15 protein-coding genes and 1 pseudogene are annotated in these 17,523 nt (G+C 73.0%); 12 read left to right on the forward strand and 4 right to left on the reverse strand.

From position 1 onward, the window contains the following. Positions 1–59 precede the first annotated feature (59 nt). Together DEJ23_RS08580 and DEJ23_RS08585 are read left to right on the forward strand one after the other, a co-directional pair. Positions 60–1,145 carry a type III polyketide synthase gene (locus DEJ23_RS08580; protein WP_111239842.1) on the forward strand — a complete coding sequence of 362 codons (1,086 nt, stop codon included), beginning with the start codon at positions 60–62 and terminating at the stop codon, positions 1,143–1,145. Positions 1,146–1,183: 38 nt separating this feature from the next. Continuing rightward, a complete protein-coding gene (locus DEJ23_RS08585) occupies positions 1,184–1,855 on the forward strand; it encodes a methyltransferase domain-containing protein (RefSeq protein ID WP_258375370.1) in 672 nt (223 codons plus the stop codon). A 45-nt stretch (positions 1,856–1,900) separates the two neighbouring features. Here the strand turns inward: DEJ23_RS08585 and DEJ23_RS08590 are convergent, their stop codons facing one another. Further along, positions 1,901–2,953 (reverse strand): zinc-dependent alcohol dehydrogenase family protein, encoded by a 1,053-nt coding sequence (locus tag DEJ23_RS08590; RefSeq protein WP_111239843.1) that lies wholly within the window; start codon positions 2,951–2,953, stop codon positions 1,901–1,903. Between the two features lie 95 nt (positions 2,954–3,048). On the opposite strand from DEJ23_RS08590, the gene DEJ23_RS08595 reads away from it, so the two are divergent. From DEJ23_RS08595 to DEJ23_RS08635, 9 genes are all read left to right on the forward strand, one after another. Next, positions 3,049–3,981 carry a DUF3097 domain-containing protein gene (locus DEJ23_RS08595; RefSeq protein ID WP_111239844.1) on the forward strand — a complete coding sequence of 311 codons (933 nt, stop codon included), beginning with the start codon at positions 3,049–3,051 and terminating at the stop codon, positions 3,979–3,981. A gap of 370 nt (positions 3,982–4,351) precedes the next feature. After that, positions 4,352–5,005 (forward strand): spermidine/putrescine ABC transporter substrate-binding protein, encoded by a 654-nt coding sequence (locus DEJ23_RS15930; protein ID WP_111239845.1) that lies wholly within the window; start codon positions 4,352–4,354, stop codon positions 5,003–5,005. A gap of 50 nt (positions 5,006–5,055) precedes the next feature. Continuing rightward, positions 5,056–5,460 carry a DUF3054 domain-containing protein gene (locus tag DEJ23_RS15935; RefSeq protein ID WP_309147080.1) on the forward strand — a complete coding sequence of 135 codons (405 nt, stop codon included), beginning with the start codon at positions 5,056–5,058 and terminating at the stop codon, positions 5,458–5,460. Positions 5,461–5,532: 72 nt separating this feature from the next. Continuing rightward, complete coding sequence (locus DEJ23_RS08610) at positions 5,533–7,107, forward strand: inositol monophosphatase family protein (RefSeq protein ID WP_111239847.1); 1,575 nt, start codon at positions 5,533–5,535, stop codon at positions 7,105–7,107. A 113-nt stretch (positions 7,108–7,220) separates the two neighbouring features. Continuing rightward, a complete protein-coding gene (locus DEJ23_RS08615; RefSeq protein ID WP_258375371.1) occupies positions 7,221–8,030 on the forward strand; it encodes a hypothetical protein in 810 nt (269 codons plus the stop codon). A gap of 57 nt (positions 8,031–8,087) precedes the next feature. Then, entirely contained in the window at positions 8,088–9,164 is a 1,077-nt protein-coding gene (locus tag DEJ23_RS08620) for an ATP-binding cassette domain-containing protein (protein WP_111239848.1), read from the forward strand. Further along, positions 9,161–10,009, forward strand: a complete 849-nt coding sequence (locus tag DEJ23_RS08625; RefSeq protein WP_111239849.1) for an ABC transporter permease — start codon at positions 9,161–9,163, stop codon at positions 10,007–10,009. The genes DEJ23_RS08620 and DEJ23_RS08625 overlap by 4 nt, the downstream gene beginning before the upstream one ends. A gap of 66 nt (positions 10,010–10,075) precedes the next feature. Then, positions 10,076–12,061, forward strand: a complete 1,986-nt coding sequence (locus tag DEJ23_RS08630; protein ID WP_111239850.1) for an APC family permease — start codon at positions 10,076–10,078, stop codon at positions 12,059–12,061. After that, positions 12,058–13,062 (forward strand): EamA family transporter, encoded by a 1,005-nt coding sequence (locus DEJ23_RS08635; RefSeq protein ID WP_111239851.1) that lies wholly within the window; start codon positions 12,058–12,060, stop codon positions 13,060–13,062. The genes DEJ23_RS08630 and DEJ23_RS08635 overlap by 4 nt, the downstream gene beginning before the upstream one ends. Here the strand turns inward: DEJ23_RS08635 and DEJ23_RS08640 are convergent. Further along, the gene (locus DEJ23_RS08640) at positions 13,049–14,731 is read right to left on the reverse strand and encodes a long-chain-fatty-acid--CoA ligase (protein ID WP_111239852.1); all 1,683 of its coding nucleotides are present in this window, start codon (positions 14,729–14,731) and stop codon (positions 13,049–13,051) included. The two genes, DEJ23_RS08635 and DEJ23_RS08640, sit on opposite strands and share 14 nt — an antisense overlap. Before the next feature lie 59 nt (positions 14,732–14,790). Between DEJ23_RS08640 and DEJ23_RS08645 the strand changes: the two genes are divergently transcribed. Further along, positions 14,791–15,723, forward strand: coding sequence for an oxygenase MpaB family protein (locus DEJ23_RS08645; RefSeq protein ID WP_111239853.1), 933 nt, complete (start codon positions 14,791–14,793; stop codon positions 15,721–15,723). An 86-nt stretch (positions 15,724–15,809) separates the two neighbouring features. On the opposite strand, the pseudogene DEJ23_RS08650 reads toward DEJ23_RS08645, so the two are convergent. Continuing rightward, positions 15,810–16,877, reverse strand: a pseudogene (locus DEJ23_RS08650) (aldo/keto reductase); the annotation flags it as partial. Beyond that, positions 16,874–17,440: a TIGR03086 family metal-binding protein gene (locus tag DEJ23_RS08655; RefSeq protein WP_111239854.1), complete on the reverse strand. Its 567-nt coding sequence runs from the start codon at positions 17,438–17,440 to the stop codon at positions 16,874–16,876. The pseudogene DEJ23_RS08650 and the gene DEJ23_RS08655, both read right to left, overlap by 4 nt. Positions 17,441–17,523 lie beyond the last annotated feature (83 nt).

Raw genomic sequence — 17,523 nt, forward strand, 5'->3', positions numbered from 1 at the left:
GTCGTCGTGCCGGTCCGCGATCCTGGGGACGCGTCAGCGACCCGGTGACAGGATGAGGAGTGACCGCAACGATCCGCGCCATCGGGACCGCCGTACCCGACACCACCCTCGACCAGGCGGCCGTGCAGGAGCTGTTCGCCGGCCAGCCGGACCTCGGTCGACTCGGCCGTCGCATCGTCCCGGCGGCGTTCGACGTCTCCGCCGTCGAGCACCGGCACACCGTGGTCGAGGAACTCGACAGCTCCCGCCCGGGCGGCCTCTTCCGCCAGGACTCCGGCGCGCTCGTGTCGCCCTCCACCGGGACCCGGAACGACCGCTACCGCGACCTCGCGCCGGCGTTGTTCGTGGCCGCGGCGCGGGACGCCGTCGAGCGTGCCGGCGTCGAGCCGTCACGGGTCACGCACCTGGTGACGGTGTCGTGCACGGGGTTAACGCAACCCGGCCCGGACATCGACGTCGTCGACCAGCTCGGCCTGCCCGCGGGCGTGTTCCGCCACCACATCGGCTTCATGGGGTGCTGCGCCGCGTTCCCCGCGCTCCGCATCGCCGCCGCGTTCGCCGAGGCCGACCCGGACGCTGTCGTGCTCGTCGTCTGCGCGGAGCTCTGCACGCTGCACGTCCGGGCCTCCGACGACCCCGACCAGATCGTCGCGAACAGCGTGTTCGGTGACGGGGCGGCGGCAGCCGTCGTGACCGCCGGGGGCCCCGGTCTCCGCATCGAACGGTTCGCGACCGCGACGGTGCCCGAGGGGGCGTCGGAGATGGCGTGGAACATCGGCGACGAGGGCTTCGAGATGGTGCTCTCGACCGCCGTGCCGAAGCTCGTCGGCGTGCACGTCCCCGCGGCGGTCACCCCGTTGCTCGGCGAGGGGGAGACGTTCGCCGACGTGCCGGTCTGGGCCGTGCACCCCGGAGGACGTGCGATCCTCGACCGGGCGCAGGACGCGCTGGCGCTGCCGGACGGCGCGGTCGCATCGAGCCGTGCCGTGTTGCGGGACCACGGGAACATGTCGAGCGCAACGGTGCTGTTCGTGCTGCGCGACGCGGTCGAGCAGGGGCTGACGGCGGGGTCGCCGGTCGTCGCCGTGGCGTTCGGCCCCGGTCTGACGGTGGAGAGCGCGAGGCTGACGGCGGTCGGGGCGTGACGGGGCGGGAGCCTGCTCCGCGCGTCGTCGACCTGACTGTGCGGGACGCCGAGCTGCAGGAGCTCATGGACGACCCGACGTGTGACCCGCGCACGCTCGACCGCACGTTCCGCCGGTTCGCCGTGGTGAACGCGCTCGTCAGCGGGTGGCGAGCGGCGTGGCGGACGCACGTCGTCCCGGCGCTGCCGCCGAGCGGTCGGGCTCGCGTGCTCGACCTCGGGTGCGGCGGCGGCGACCTGGCACGCTCGCTGGTCCGGTGGGCGGGCTCCGACGGCTTCTCGATCGAGGTCGTCGGCGTCGACCCGGACGACCGGGCGATCACGGCGGCGACGCGGACCGCGACCCGCGGGGTCTCGTTCCGACAGGCGTCGAGCGGGGACCTCGTGGCGGCGGGGGAGCGGTTCGACGTCGTCGTGTCGAACCACGTGCTGCACCACCTCGACGACACTGCCCGGTCCGCGTTCCTGGCGGACTCGGAGCAGCTCGCGACCGGGCGGAGCCTGCACTCGGACATCCGGCGGTCGCGGCAGGCCTACCGCGCGTACGCGCTGGCGTCGCCGCTCGTGTCGGCCGGTACGTTCGTGCGGGTGGACGGGCTCCGCTCCATCCGCCGGTCGTTCACCGTGCCGGAGTTGCAGGCGGTGCTGCCCGCGGGCTGGCGTGCCGAGCGGGCCGCCCCGCACCGGGTGCTCGCGGTGCGGGACGCCTGAGCCGCGCGGACGGCGGACGCGAGCGGGCCGGGCCTGCCCAGCGCGCTACGGGCGCAGCAGCACCTTGATCGCGCGACGCTCGTCCATCGCGGCGTACGCCTCGGCGGCGTCGTCGAGGGGCAGCTCGAGGTCGAACACCTTGCCGGGCTCGATCGCGCGGGAGAGCACGTCGGGCAGCAGCTCCTCGATGTAGGCGCGGGCCGGAGCCATGCCACCGCCGACCGTGATGTTCTTCGCGAACAGGAACGGCATCGGCAGCTCGGGGTCGCCGGCGGGCACGCCCACGTACCCGACGTTCCCGCCGGGACGGACGACGCGGAGTGCCTGGTCCATGCTCTCGGCGGTCCCGACGGCCTCGAGCGCGCAGTCGGCGAGGTCTCCGCCGAGCAGCTCGCGGACGGCCGCCACGCCCTCGTCCCCGCGGGTCGCGACGACGTCGGTCGCGCCGAACTCGCGGGCCAGGGCCTGCCGGTCGGCGTGCCGGCTCATCGCGATGATCCGCTCGGCGCCGAGACGCGAGGCCGCGAGCACCGCCGACAGACCGACCGCGCCGTCCCCGACGACCACGACGGTCCTGCCCGGGCCGACCCCGGCCGAGACCGCGGCGTGGTGCCCGGTGGAGAAGACGTCGGACAGGGTGAGCAGCGACGGCACGAGGTCGTCGTCGACGGGGCCGGGCACCTTCACGAGCGTCGCCGCGGCGTCCGGCACGCGGACGTACTCGGCCTGCGCGCCGCCCATCGGGTGGCCGTACGCATCGGGCGTCACGCCGAACGTCGAGCCGTGCTCGCACCCGCTCGTCATGCCGTGGGCGCACGCCTGGCAGGTGCCGTCGTTCGTGGTGAACGGTGCGATGACGAAGTCGCCCTCGGCGAGGTCGGTGACGCCGGAGCCGAGCGTCTCGACGACGCCGACGAACTCGTGCCCGATGGCGCGGGGCTCGTCCGTGCCGCGGACGCCGCGGTACGGCCAGAGGTCGGAGCCGCAGACGCAGGCGGCGGTGACGCGGACGACGGCGTCGGTGGGGTCGATGACGGTGGGGGTGTCACGCTCCTCGACACGGATGTCGCGAGGGGCGTGGATGACGGTTGCGCGCACGGTGTGGCCTTCCGGTCGGGGGTGGTCGTGGCGCGTGCCGTGACGCGCCAGGGATCCGGCGCCGTTGCGGGACCCGTCGACACTACGCTTCCCGGGTGGACGACGACCGGTACGGCAGCGACGTGCTCTCGGGTGACTGGCGCTCGAAGGGTGTCAAGAAGGTGCGGCAGGTGCCGCTCGAGCGCGACATGGTGCTCGAGGACCCGGATTCCGGGTGGGCGGGCGCCGTGGTGGGGCTCGAGGCGGGCAACGTCACCCTGGAGGACTGGAAGGGCCGCACCCGTGCGTTCCCCTTCACCGGGCAGTTCCTGCTCGAGGGGGAGCTCGTGACGCTCGGTCGCCCGCAGGCGCCGGTGGGGCGGTCTGCCGCGGCTGCGCCGCCGGCTCGCGCCGTCGGGTCGGACGGGAGGCCCGGGGTCGCGCCCGCCGTGCGGCACGCGTCCGACGGTGGTCGCCTCCGCACCGCGTCCGGTTCGTTCGCCGTCGAGCAGCAGCGTGCCCGGGTGGCGCTGCCCTCCCGGATCATGGTCGAGGGCAAGCACGACGCCGAGCTCGTCGAGAAGGTGTGGGGCGCCGACCTGCGCGTCGAGGGCGTCGTGGTCGAGGAGCTCTCCGGCGTGGACAACCTGGCGGACGTCCTCGACGACTTCCGCCCCACCCGCGACCGGCGCGTCGGGGTGCTCGTCGACCACCTCGTCCCGGGGTCCAAGGAGTCCCGCTTCGCCGAGGCGGTCATGCGGGGGAAGTGGGGTGCACACGTGCTGGTCGTCGGGCACCCCTTCGTCGACGTGTGGCAGTCGGTGAAGCCCGCGCGGCTCGGGCTCGAGGCGTGGCCCACGATCCCGCGCTCGATCGAGTGGAAGAAGGGCATCTGCCAGCACCTCGGCTGGCCGCACGCGGAGCAGGCCGACATCGCCCGCGCGTGGCAGCGCATCCTCGGGCAGGTGCGGACCTTCGCGGACCTCGAGCCGCAGTTGCTCGGCCGCGTCGAGGAGCTCATCGACTTCGTCACGGAACCGAGGGCCTGACCACCCCGGCCACCTGACGTGCTCGCCCCGGGCGGCCGGGGCGACCCGCGCCTCCCGGCCGTCCCGCGTGCTGGCGGAGGCGAGCGGGCGGAACGTGCGGGCGCGCTCGACCTGGGCGCTCCGTTTCCGCCCGCTCGTGCGCGTCTCGTGTCTCCGGGTCGTGCTGGCGGAGGCGAGCGGGCGGAGTGTGTGGGCGCGCTCGACCTGGGCGCTCCGTTTCCGCCCGCTCGCGCGTGGTTCCGTGTCTCCGGGTCGTGCTGGCGGAGGCGAGCGGGCGGAATGTGCGGGCGCGCTCGACCTGGCCACTCCGTTTCCGCCCGCTCGCGCGCGGGTCCGGGGGGATCGGCGTGTCGACGCCTACTGTTGAGGGATGGACGGCATCGACGGTCGCGTGCGGGGTGCGGTCGACGTGTGGCTGCGCTGGCTCCCGCGCTGGCAGATCGGCACCGCCCGTCCGCGCACCCGGATCTGCCGCAGGTGCACCGGCTCGCCGATCGCGACCGCGGCCGGCTTCGGAGCCGACGTCCCGCACGCCGTGCAGCACGCGCTGATCGGCCGGATCTCGACGATCGTCGAGGACGCCGTCGACGAGTACACCGCGAAGAACCTGCCGCTGCTGCAGCGCGAGCTCGAGCGGGCCGCGGCACGAAACCGACACGCCGGGTACCAGCCGACCGAGGGACTGTCGCCGGAGTTCCAGGGCCTCGACGTGGACCCGGAGCCGTCGCCGGGAGCGCCGTTCCTGTTCACCCTCGACGAGCTGACGGGGACGGGCGCGGGCGAACAGGCACCGCGGGAGCCCCTGTCGGACGAGGCGAAGGCCGCGCTCCGGCACGAGATCGCGCTCTCGGACGAGTGCGCGCGGGCGACGGGGACGGCCGTGTGCCTGGCACTCGTCGAGCACCGGGCGCGCATCGCGGAGGCCGTCGAGCGCCTGGTCGAACCGCAGATCGCAGCGCTCGTGTCCGACATGTTCCGCGGGTTCGACGGCCCCGGGGAGACCGGGCGCGAGGGGCTCTTCTGATCGTCGGGCCGCTGTCGTCCACCGCCGGCCGGCCGGGCGAGAATGGTGTGGTGACTCGCACCTGGGGCTGGCTCGCAGCCGTCGTCGACATCGTCCTCATCGTCGCCTTCGCGCTCATCGGGCGTTCCTCGCACGCCGAGGCGGCGTCGCTGCCGGGACTCTGGACGACCGCGTACCCGTTCCTTGCGGGCTGGGCCGTCGGGTACCTCGTGGTGCGGGGATGGACGCGTCCGCTGCGGACCTGGCCGACGGGCGTCGTCGTCTGGGTGGCCACGGTCGCGATCGGCCTGCTGCTCCGCGTCCTGACCGGGCAGGGTGACGTCGCGGGCGATCCGCTGCCGCTGTCCTTCGTCGTCGTGGCGACCATCGTGCTCGCCGTCTTCCTGCTCGGGTGGCGCCTGGTCGTCACGGCGATCGGCGCCCGGGCAGGACGACGGGCCGGCGGACGGGCCTGACCCGCTGCCGGTGACCGGAGCCGTTCACCCCGAGGTCACCCGCGCGCCACCCGGTGCCGACAGCATGCCGGGATGACGACGCTCGACCACGCCACCGTCGGACCCGACCGTGACGAGCACGCCGCTCGGGCGTTCCCACGGCTCGTGGCGCGGCGTGGCGCACCGCGGGTCCGGCGCGAGGACACCCTGCCCGCGATCGCCGTCGCCGAGGCACTGGGGGCGGACGTCATCGAGGTCGACGTCCGCCGGACCGCCGACGGTGTCGCCGTGCTCCTGCACGACGACACCCTCGGACGGCTCTGGGGCGACCCGCGTCGCGTCGCGGACGTGTCCTGGTGCGACGTCGCACGTCTGGGCAACGGCCTCGACCGGATCCCACGCCTGGACGCCGTGCTCGAGCGGCTCGACGGCTGCCGGGCGGCGCTGCTGGTCCGCGTGGACGACGCCGCGGACGCCCTCGTCGCCACGCGGACCGTCGCCGCGTCGACCTGGGACACGACGGTCGCCTGGACGGGGACGCCCGACGCGCTCGCCGCCGTCCGCGCGGCCCTGCCGGACGCCGACACCTGGTTGCCCTGGGAGTCCCTCGCCGCCCCGACCGCCGTCGCCACCGCAGACATCGGCCCGTCGGCCCTCGTCCTCGACGACGTCTTCCTCACGCCGGACACCATCGCCGCAGCCCGCGACCTCGGGCTCGCGGTGGCCGTCCACACGGTCGCCCACCCGGAGCCGGTCCGGTGGGCTGCGCGACTCGGGGCCGACCTCATCGCCACGGACGACGTCGCGTCCGCGCGCGCCGTGCTCGCCGGCGGGGAGCGGAACGGCTGGGCGCAGCACGACCGCGAGCCGACGGAGGAGGAGGTCGCGACCAGGGCACAGGCACTGGCGCACCGGATCGCGCACGAGGTGATCGCCTTCACCCGCGAGCACCCCGTCGGACAGGTCGCATCGAAGCGGGCGCCGGGGGACCTGGTCACGGACGTCGACCGTGCGGTCGAGCGGCTCGTCCGGGCCCGCGTGCGCGCGGCCTTCCCGACGCACGGGTTCACCGGCGAGGAGTACGGCGAGGCGCCGGGCGACCGGTACCGCTGGTACCTCGACCCCGTCGACGGCACCACGAACCTGGTGAACGGACTGCCCTGGACCTCGATGTCGCTCTGCCTCACGCGCGGTGGTCGTCCGCTCGTCGGCGTCGTCGCGGACCCGTGGCGCGGCGAGGTGCTCGAGGCCCGTCGCGGACGCGGTGCCGTGCTGCGGGACACCCCGCTGCGGCTCGACGACACCCCGCGCCCGCTCGCCGGTGCGGTCGTCGGTGCCGAGTTCGGCGGACAGGGCGCCTGGGCGGGACTCGGGAGGCTCGTGGAGGCTCTCGCCGAACGGTCCTGCGCCGTGCGCGTGATGGGGTCGAGCACGCTCACCGTCGCGCAGGTCGCCGCCGGGCGCGGAGTGGGCGGGTGCGTGCCGTCCTTCGACCCGGTCGACCACGGCGCCGCCGTGCTGCTCGTGCACGAGTCCGGCGGTGTCGTCCTGACCCGGACGGGCCCGGTGGACGGCTTCCCGGCCGAGGGCGAGCCCTTCCTCGTCGCGCACCCCGGGGCGGCGGACGAGTTGTTCGCGGTCTGGTCCGCAGCACTCGGGAGCCGCTGACACCGCTCTCGGACAGTTCTGTGCAGTCGTACAGTCAGCGGTCGTCGGTGCTCCATAGGGTGGCAGACGACGTGCCGACCCGTCCGGGCGGACCGCACCGAAGGAGCGACGACATGGGATTCCTCGACCGACTGCTCGGCCGTCCCGAGCGTGACCGTGGTCAGCAGGACCAGTGGGGACAGCAGCAGCCGCAGCAGCAGGGGTACCGGTACGGGCAGCAGTCCTACCAGGTGCCGCCCGTGTCGCAGGGACAGCAGCAGTACGGCGGACAGCAGTACGGCGGACAGCAGTACGGCACACCCCAGTGGGGCGGTGGCGCGCAGGCCGGCGGACAGCAGGGCGCCGGGTCCACCGAGGACGAGCGCGCCGTCGAGCGCTACCGGTACCTGCTCCGCACGGCGCCGCCCGAGCGCATCGAGGAGGTCCACGCCGAGGCGTTCGCCACCCTGACGCCCGAGCAACGCCGCATGGTCTACGAGGAGTTCACGCGGAGCGCCCCCGACGGCGAGGCCCCGCGCGGCGACGACCCCCGCTCCCTGGCGCAGGCCGCCACCCGGTCCGAGATCCGTCAGCCCGGCTTCATGGAGCGTTCGCTCGGCGGGATGGGCGGTGGTCCCATGGGCCAGCGCGGCGGTCCCTCGTTCGGCCGGATGATCGGCGCCTCGATCCTCGGGACGGTGGCCGGCTACGTCATCGGATCCGCCATCATGAGCGCCTTCCTGCCCGACCCGGGATCGTTCGACGGCGGTACCGATGCTGCGGGCGACGGTGGTTCGGAGGACACTGGTGCCGACTCCGGTGACGGCGGGGCGTCCGATGCGGGCGCGGTCGACGGCGGCGGGTTCGAGAGCGCGGGCTGGGGCGACGGCGGAGGGGACTTCGGCGGCGGCTTCGGCGACTTCGGTGGTGACTTCGACGTCTGAGTGACGTCGTCGCTCCCGCCGACCCCACCACACCGACGTGGCCGACGAGGGAGCGACATGGCCATCATCGAAGCCTCCGGGCTGACCAAGACCTACCGATCGCGATCGGGCCCGGTGCACGCACTGGCCGGGCTCGACCTGTCCGTTCCCGAGGGCACCGTCACGGCGCTGCTCGGACCGAACGGCGCTGGCAAGACCACCACCGTCAAGGTGCTCACCACGCTCGTCACACCGGACAGCGGGCGGGCGACGATCGACGGCGTCGACGTCGTCGCCGACCCGCAGGCCACACGGCGTTCCATCGGGGTCTCCGGGCAGTACGCCGCGGTCGACGAGAACCTCACCGGGGCCGAGAACCTCGAGATGATCGGGCGGCTCTACCACCTGGGGCGCCGGGCGTCCCGGCAGCGGGCCCGTGAGCTCATCGAGGTGTTCGACCTGGCCGAGGCGGGCGACCGTCCGGTGAAGGGGTTCTCCGGCGGCATGCGGCGACGCATCGACCTCGCCGGCGCGCTCGTGACCAACCCGCGGGTGCTGTTCCTCGACGAGCCGACCACCGGGCTCGACCCGCGCAGCCGGCTCGCGCTCTGGGGGATCATCGAGGGGCTCGTCGACGACGGCGCGACCGTGCTGCTCACGACGCAGTACCTGGAGGAGGCGGACCAGCTCGCCGACGACATCGCCGTGATCGACGACGGCCGGGTGATCGCCGAGGGCACCGCCGACCAGCTCAAGGCGCAGGTCGGCGGGCACCGGGTGGTCGTCACGCTGGTCGACGAGGACGACCACGACGCCGTCGCCACGGTGCTGCGCCGACACGGGGTCGGCGACGTCGAGACCTCTGCGGACCGTCGCACGTCGGGCATCGCCGTCGAGGCCGGTCCCGCAGCGCTGCAACGGGTGCTCGCCGACCTCGGTGAGGCGGGCATCGGCCTGCACGACGCGGGCATGCGCCGCCCGACCCTGGACGACGTGTTCCTGCGCCTCACCGGTCACGCGGCCACGGCGGACACCGAGGACGCGGCCGACGGGGGCGGCGGGGCGGGGCCCGGTCGCGCCTCCAGACCGGGTCGACGCGACACCGCACCGGCGTCGGTCGAGGCGACCGGCGGTGCCCCGGAGCGTGTGCGGTGACGGCCGTCGGCGCACGACCGCGGCAGCAGCTGCCGGTGGTGGTGACCTCGCCCGTCGCGGTGTGGTTCGAGGACGGCTGGACCGTCACGAAGCGGAACCTCACGAAGATCAAGCGCTCGCCGGACATGCTCGTGTTCGCCGTGCTGCAGCCGATCATGTTCGTGCTGCTCTTCAGCCAGGTCTACGGCGGCGCCATCCAGGTGCGGGGGACCGACTACACACAGTTCCTGATGGCTGGGATCTTCGCGCAGACCGTCGTGTTCGGCGCGACGTTCTCCGGCTCGGCGATGGCGCAGGACCTCAAGGAGGGGTTGATCGACCGCTTCCGGACCCTGCCGATGTCCGCGTCCGCCGTGCTCGTCGGACGGACGAACTCCGACCTCGTGCTCAACGCGATCTCGATGGTGATCATGATGCTGACCGGCCTGGCCGTCGGGTGGCGGGTCGGGTCCGCGCCGCACGAGTTCCTGGCCGGCGTCGCGCTGCTGCTGCTCTTCAGCTACGCGTTCAGCTGGGTGATGGCGCTGCTCGGGATGAGCGTGCGGACGCCGGAGGTGATCAACAACGCGTCGTTCATGATCCTGTTCCCGCTGACCTTCATCTCGAACGCGTTCGTGCCGAGCGAGACGATGCCGCTCGTGCTGCGGGTCTTCGCCGAGTGGAACCCGGTGTCCTCGCTCGTGCAGGCCGCGCGCGAGCTCTTCGGCAACGTCGGCACCGCCCCGGTGCCCGACGTCTGGACGATGCAGCACCCCGTCGCGACGGTCCTGGTCGGCATCGCCGTGATGCTCGTGGTGTTCGTCCCCTGGTCGGTGCGCAAGTACACCAGGATCAGTGCGGGGTGATCGGGTCTCCACAGCCCTGAGCGGGGGCTCCCCGGCGGTCACCGCGACCGCTTACGATCGTCTCTCGTGACCGCGACCGAAGCCGAGCGCGCCGCCGAGCGCGGTGCCGCCGAGCGACCCTCCGACCGCAGCGCCCGGCTGCGGCGCTGGATGCTGCACGGTGCCGACCAGGGTGCCTCGCACCAGGGGCCCCACCAGGTCGAGGTCGAGAAGACCCATCCGTGGTGGCGCGTGATGTGCCTGACCGGCGTCGACTACTTCTCGACGCTCGGGTACCAGCCCGCGATCGCCGCGCTCGCCGCCGGACTGCTCTCGCCCGTCGCGACGATCGTGCTCGTGCTCGTCACGCTCTTCGGCGCCCTGCCCGTCTACCGGCGGGTGGCGTCGGACAGCTTCAAGGGCGCCGGCTCCATCATGATGCTCGAGAAGCTCCTGCCCTGGTGGGCGGGGAAGCTCTTCGTGCTCGTGCTGCTCGGGTTCGCCGTGACGGACTTCATGATCACGATGACGCTGTCGGCGGCCGACGCGACCGCGCACATCGCCGAGAACCCGTTCACGCCGCACTGGTTCACCGAGATCCCCGTGCCCATCACGCTCGTGCTGCTGCTCCTGCTCGGCATCGTGTTCCTCCGCGGGTTCAAGGAGGCGATCGGCATCGCTGTCGGTCTCGTCGCGGTGTTCCTCGCGCTCAACGCGATCGTGGTCGTGGTGGCGCTGTGGCACGTCTTCGAGCGCCCCGTCGTGGCGAGCGACTGGTGGTCGAACCTCACCGCGCAGCACAGCAACCCGCTCGTCATGATCGGCATCGCGCTCGTGGTCTTCCCGAAGCTGGCACTCGGCCTGTCGGGGTTCGAGACCGGTGTCGCGGTGATGCCGCAGGTGCGCGGTGACGCCGGTGACGACCCGAACGGCCGCCCGGAGGGACGTATCCGCGGCACGAAGCGGCTCCTCACCACGGCTGCGATCATCATGAGCACGTTCCTCATCACGTCGTCGGTCGCCACCACCTTCCTCATCCCGCAGCACGAGTTCCAGCCGGGCGGCGGCGCGAACGGGCGCGCGCTGGCGTTCCTCGCGCACGAGTACCTCGGCAACGTGTTCGGCTCGGTCTACGACGTCTCGACGGTGGCGATCCTGTGGTTCGCCGGCGCGAGCGCGATGGCCGGACTGCTCAACCTGGTGCCGCGGTTCCTGCCGCGGTACGGCATGGCTCCGCAGTGGGCCCGGGCGACCCGGCCGCTGGTCGTCATCTTCACCCTCATCGCCTTCGCCATCACGATCATCTTCGAGGCCGACGTCGACGCGCAGGGCGGTGCGTACGCCACGGGTGTGCTCGTGCTCATCACGAGTGCGGCGGTCGCCGTCACGCTCTCCGCTCGTCGGAAGCAGCAGGGGAAACGGACGGTCGGGTTCGGGGTGATCGCGGTCGTGTTCGTCTACACGACGGTCGCGAACGTCATCGAGCGACCGGACGGCGTGCGCATCGCGGCGGTCTTCATCATCGCGATCGTCGTCGTCTCGCTCGTGTCCCGCATCCGACGATCGTTCGAGCTCCGGGCGTCCTCCATCGAGCTGGACGCCACCGCGCGGCAGTTCATCGAGGCCGATGCCGACCAGTTCAGCTCGATCTGCATCATCGCCAACGAGCCCGGCGCCGGCACCGCCGAGGCGTACCGGTCGAAGGGGCGCGAGGAACGCCGCGACTCGGGCATCCCGGCGCGCGTGCCGACGATGTTCCTCGAGGTGCTGCCCGCCGACTCGTCCGACTTCGAGGAGGACCTGGTCGTCGAGGGACACGTCGTGCACGGCCACCGCGTCCTGCGGGTCCGGTCCGGCAACGTCCCGAACACGATCGCGTCGACGCTGCTCGCCGTGCGGGACATCGCGGGCGTCGTGCCCAGCATCTACTTCGAGTGGAACGAGGGCAGCCCGATCCAGAACGCACTCCGGTTCGTGTTCACCGGGGTCGGCGACGTCGCACCCGTCACGCGCGAGGTCCTGCGCGAGGCGGAGCCCGACGTCCACCGGCGGCCGACCGTCCACGTGTCGTGACGGACGGGTCGGCGGCGGGTCGCGCCTCCCGTCCGACCGGCGGGCTGGCGGCGGTCCTCGTCGCCGCCGCGGTGTGGGGCACCACGGGGACCGCGACGCACTTCGCGCCCGGGGTGCCGGCATTCGTCTTCGGTGCGGTGACGTTCGGGTTCGGCGGGGCCGTCCTCGCTGCCACGACGGGGCGCGGCGCGGTCCGCGCGGTGACCGGGCCCGGGGCGCGGGGGTGGGTGGTCCTCGGCGCCGTGTCGCTCGTGGTGTACGCGGTCGCGTTCTACGCGGCCCTCGCCGGGGCCGGGGTCGCACTCGGCACGACCCTCGCGATCGGGTCGTCACCGCTCTTCGCGGGACTGGTCGAGTGGGCGGCGGACGCCAGGCGCGTCACCCGTCGCTGGGTCGTCGCGACCCTGGTGAGCGTCGCCGGCATGGTCGTCGTGACGCTCGCCCGGTCCGAGGCGTCGGGCACCGGGCCGCTGCTGCTCGGGCTGGGCAGTGCGCTCCTCGCCGGGCTGACGTACGCGACGTACTCGTGGGCGGTGGCGCGGGGGATGGGGGCCGCCAGGGTCGCCCCGCCGGTGGCGGGGCCCGCCGCGCTGCCGGGCCGGTCCGACCCCGCGGTCGTCGGGGCCGGTGCTCGCGCGGTCGTCGGGGCCGGTGCTCGCGGGGTCGTCGGGGCCGTGTTCGGGCTCGCCGCCGTGCCCCTCGTCGTGCTCGCCGTGGTGGCCGGGAGGGACGCCCTGACCGTCGGTGCGAACTGGCCCGTCTTCGTCTACCTGGCGCTCGTGCCCACGGTGCTCGGGCACTCGCTCTACGCGGTAGGACTCCGCAGCGTCACCGCGTCGGTGGCGACGCTGCTGTCGCTGTTCGAGCCCGTCGTCGCCGCGGTGCTCGCCGTGGTCGTCGTCGGCGAGCACCTCGGCACCGCGGGCTGGGCCGGGATCGCGCTCGTGGTCGCCGGGCTCGCGCTCCTGGCGATGCCCGGCCGCGTCGCTACTTCGCGGTGATCTGGTCCCGCACCTTGCGGCGGAGCACCTTGCCGATCATCGAGCGGGGCAGGTCCTCGACGACGACGATCCGCCGCGGCACCTTGTAGGCCGCCAGCTGGTCGCGCGACCAGGCCCGGAGCGCCTCCGGGTCGAAGGTGCCCGGGTCCTTCGGCACGACCGCGGCCACGACCTGCTCGTTGCCACCCTGCGTGATGCCGACCACCGCCACCTCACGGACGCTGGGGTGCTTCAACAGGGCGTCCTCGACCTCGGACGGCGACACGTTGAAGCCGCCCGTGATGATGAGTTCCTTGAGGCGGTCGACGATGCTGACGAAGCCGTCGGCGTCGATCGACACGACGTCTCCGGTGCGGAACCAGCCGTCGGGCGTGAAGACCTCGTCGGTCGCCTCGGCCTTGCCCCAGTAGCCGCGGAACACCTGGGGTCCTCGGACCTGGAGCTCGCCGGCCTCGCCGGTGCCGAGCACCTTCGTCTGGTCATCGGGGTCCACGACGCGCGCCTCGGTCGACGACAGCGGCAGACCGATCGCGCCCAGTCGACGCTCCGGGGAGACCGGGTTCGCCATGAGGACGGGGGAGCACTCGGACAGGCCGTAGCCCTCGACCAGGTAGCCGCCGGTCCGGGCCTCCCACGGTTCGACGACGCTCTGGGACAGGGGCATGGCGCCGGAGATGCCGATCTCGATGCCCTGCAGCGACACCTTCGCCGAGTCGGCCGCGTGCTGCAACCGGGTGTAGATCGGCGGGACGGCCGGCAGGAACGTCGGCGGGTGCTTCCGCATCGCCTTGAGGACGAGCGCGGGGTCGAACGCGGGGAAGAGCACGAGCCGGGAGGCCATGCTCATCGCGAACGTCAGGCAGAGCGTCAGCCCGTAGGCGTGGAACATCGGCAGCACCGCGTACACGGTGTTGTCACCGCGACGGATCTGCGGCACCCACGCGCGGGCCTGGGCAGCGTTGGCCAGCAGGTTCCGGTGGCTGAGCACGGCACCCTTCGGCACCCCGGTGGTGCCGGACGTGTACTGGATGAGCGCGATGTCCTCCGTCGCCGGGCGGGGGTGTCGCTTCGACAGCTTCCGGGTGGAGACGAGGTCGTCCCACTTCGTCGTGCCGCGCACGCTGGTCGTCAGCTTGGCGCGGGACTCGCGGGCCTTCGCGACCGGCAGGGACAGGGCGAGGCGCGTCGACCGGGGCATCGCGCGCGTGAGGTCGACGGAGACGATGGCGTCCAGCCGGAGGTCGGCGGGGAAGTCCTGCAGCGTCGCGACGGACTTGTCCCACGCGATCGCGACCCTCGCGCCGTGGTCCTCGAACTGGTGACGGAGCTCACGGGCGGTGTAGAGCGGGTTGTGCTCGACGACGATCGCGCCGAGGCGGAGCACCGCGTAGAACGCGACGACGTGCTGGGGGCAGTTCGGCAGCACGATCGCCACCCGGTCGCCCGCGGTGACGCCGAGCTTCCGCAGGCCGTTCGCGGCGCGGAGGATCTGCTCCTCGAGGTCGGCGTACGACGTCGTCCTGCCGAAGAACTCGAGCGCCACCTTCCCCGGGAACCTGTCCGCGGACTGCTCCACGATGTCGTACAGCGAGCCCGTGGGCTCGTCGATGTCGTGCGGGACCCCCGGGGCGTACGAAGCAAGCCAGGGACGAGGCGTGTCGATGCTCACCCGGCCAACCTACCCGGCGGTCGCGGCTGACTGTCAGGGGCACGACGGACGATGGCCGCATGCCCTCCGTGTCCGACGCGTTCCGCTCCCGGCTCAACGACACCTTCACCAACGGCGCGACCGAGCGCCCGGCCTGGATCGACGAGCTCGAGCAGGGGTCCGACGCCGGGTTCTTCGGCCCCGGGTCCGCGACCTGGGCCGTGCACGGCGGCAACCACACGGTGCTCGCCGGGGTCCGGGCGCTGCTCGTGCAGGCCCTCCACCCGGGTGCCCTCGCCGGTGTCGCGGACCACTCCCGGTACCGCGAGGACCCGTTCGGCCGACTCGCGGGCACCATCCGCTGGATCTACACGGTGTCGCACGGCGACACGCAGCAGGCAACGCACGCCAGCCAGTGGGTCCGCAGACTCCACGAGCGCGTCGTCGGCGAGTACGTGGACGGGCACGGCGTCACGCGGCCGTACGCCGCGAACGACCCGGACCTGGCACGGTGGGTGCACCTCGCCTTCACTGACGCGTTCCTCCGGAGTGCGCAGATCTGGGGGCAGCCGATCCCCGGCGGGGCCGACGCCTACGTGCGCGAGTGGGCGACCGCCGGGCGGCTGATGGGCGTCGAGGACGCACCGGAGTCCGACGCGGAGCTCCGCGCGCAGATGAACGGCTACCTGGACCGTGGGGAGCTCCGGGCCGACGCACGGACCCACGAGGTGGTCCGGTTCATCAAGGACCCGCCGCTCGCCCGGCTGCTGCGACCGGGCTACCGTGCGGTGTTCGACGGCGCGGTGTCCTCGCTCGACCCCCGGCACCGCTCGATGCTCCGGTTGCGGACGCCCGGGGTCGGACCGGTGCAGCTGCCGGTCCGACAGGTCGCGGGCGTCGTCCTGGGCGGTGTCGGCGCGGTGCTCGGGACCACCCCGGGCACCGAGCACGCGGCACTGGTCCGGATCGCGCGGCTCGAGCGGTCTGCCGAGCACCAGGAGACGATCGCCTGACGGCGCCGACGGCCGTCCGCGCAGCGGTGGGACCGCCGGACGGAGCGCCGGACGGACGGGACCCGGGGCGTGTAGGCGGACTCGAGCCGCGACACCTCGTCCGCGCTGAGCTCGATCGCGGCGGCGGCGACCGCGTCGTCGATGTGGTGCTCCTTCGTCGCGCCGATGATGGGCGCACTGACCGCGGGCTTCCCGGCGACCCACGCGAGGGCGACCTGGGCCATGCTCGCACCCCGCGCCTCGGCGACCTGCTGCACCGCGTCGACGATCGCGCGGTTGGCGTCCTCGTCCTGACGGTAGAGCGTCTTGCCGAACTCGTCGGTGTCGGAGCGGCTGCCCGAGCCCTGGTCGCCCCACGGGCGCGTGACCCGACCGCGAGCCAGCGGGCTCCAGGGGATCACGCCCACGCCCGTCGCCTGCGCGAACGGGTGCATCTCGCGCTCCTCCTCGCGTTCGAGCAGGTTGTACTGGTCCTGCATGCTGACGAACTTGGTCCAGCCGTGCAGCTCGGCGACGTGCTGCATCCGGGCGAACTGCCACGTCCACATGCTGCTCGCACCGATGTACCGCGCCTTGCCCGCCTTGACGACGTCGTTGAGCGCCTCCATCGTCTCCTCGATGGGCGTGTGCGGGTCGAAGCGGTGGATCTGGTAGAGGTCGACGTAGTCCGTGCCGAGCCGGGTGAGCGAGGCGTCGATCTCGTACATGATCGCCGCGCGGGACAGTCCGGCGCCGTTGGGGCCGGGGCGCATGCGGTTGAAGACCTTCGTGAAGACCTGGACGTCCTCGCGCGGGGCGATCTCCTTGAGGAGCTGCCCGGTGATCTCCTCGCTGGAGCCGGCGGAGTACACGTTCGCGGTGTCGAACGAGGTGATGCCCGCCTCGAAGGCGCGGCGGACGAAGGGGCGGGCGTCGTCGATGTCGACGCTCCAGGCGTGTGCGCCCTGGTCCGGCTTGCCGTACGACATCATCCCGAGGACGATCCGGCTGATCTCGAGACCGGACGACCCGAGGCGGGTGGTGCCGACGGTCGTGGCGCCCTGGGTGTTCCCGCCTGCGCCCGCCGGGGCCGAGCGGGCGTTGTCTGCTGCGTCCGTGCTGGTTGCCCCGAGGGTTTCGCCCGCCGGGGTCGAGCGGGCTGGTTCTGCGGTCATGCGTTCACCCTGGCATCACGCCCTGTGACGGCGAGCAGGCGGACCTGCAGCGGTGCGTCGTCGTCGACCTCGACCGGAGCCGCGTAGAGCCCGGTCGCGGCGAGGTCCTGGATCTGCGGTTCGAAGTACTCCCAGACCGCCCGGACGAGTTCGGCCGGCAGCGATTCCTCCGAGCCGGTCGCTCGCGCGAGGTCCCACGTGTGGATCGTGATGTCGCTCGTCTGCTCGGTGAGGTACTCCTCCGCGCGGACGACATCGGTGCTGAGGTGCACCGGTGTGTCAGCGGGCGCATTCCGCCAGGCCTCGGACGCCTCGGAGGCGAACTTCGCCCACTCGGCGGCGAGGTCCTGCCCGATCGGCTCGAGGTCGGCTTCGGCCTGGGCGTAGTCGCACCCCGTGAGGAGCTTCGGGATCCACCGCTGCTCGTCGATGACGTGGGTGACGAGGTCCCGGGTCGTCCACTCGGAGTCGGGGGTGGGGGCGTCCCAGTCGGTCACGGCGGCGACGCGGCGGCCGAACTCGGCTGCGGCGAGGGACTGCAGCGCGATCCAGTCGGTGGCCATGGTGGTGCTCCTCTTCGTCAGGGCGGGTGCCGGGTGCAACGGGCCCTGCGAGCGGGCGATTCCCGTGCTGCGGGCAGACGACA

It is taken from the genome of Curtobacterium sp. MCSS17_008 (assembly GCF_003234185.1).
Taxonomy (GTDB): domain Bacteria; phylum Actinomycetota; class Actinomycetes; order Actinomycetales; family Microbacteriaceae; genus Curtobacterium.

Bases quoted from the DNA above. Each gene is read 5' to 3' on its own strand.
- DEJ23_RS08610 (WP_111239847.1), top strand. From the start codon at position 5,533: ATGACGACGCTCGACCACGCCACCGTCGGACCCGACCGTGACGAGCAC.
- DEJ23_RS08620 (WP_111239848.1), top strand. From the start codon at position 8,088: ATGGCCATCATCGAAGCCTCCGGGCTGACCAAGACCTACCGATCGCGA.
- DEJ23_RS08645 (WP_111239853.1), top strand. From the start codon at position 14,791: ATGCCCTCCGTGTCCGACGCGTTCCGCTCCCGGCTCAACGACACCTTC.
- DEJ23_RS15930 (WP_111239845.1), top strand. From the start codon at position 4,352: ATGGACGGCATCGACGGTCGCGTGCGGGGTGCGGTCGACGTGTGGCTG.
- DEJ23_RS08615 (WP_258375371.1), top strand. From the start codon at position 7,221: ATGGGATTCCTCGACCGACTGCTCGGCCGTCCCGAGCGTGACCGTGGT.
- DEJ23_RS08655 (WP_111239854.1), bottom strand. From the start codon at position 17,440: ATGGCCACCGACTGGATCGCGCTGCAGTCCCTCGCCGCAGCCGAGTTC.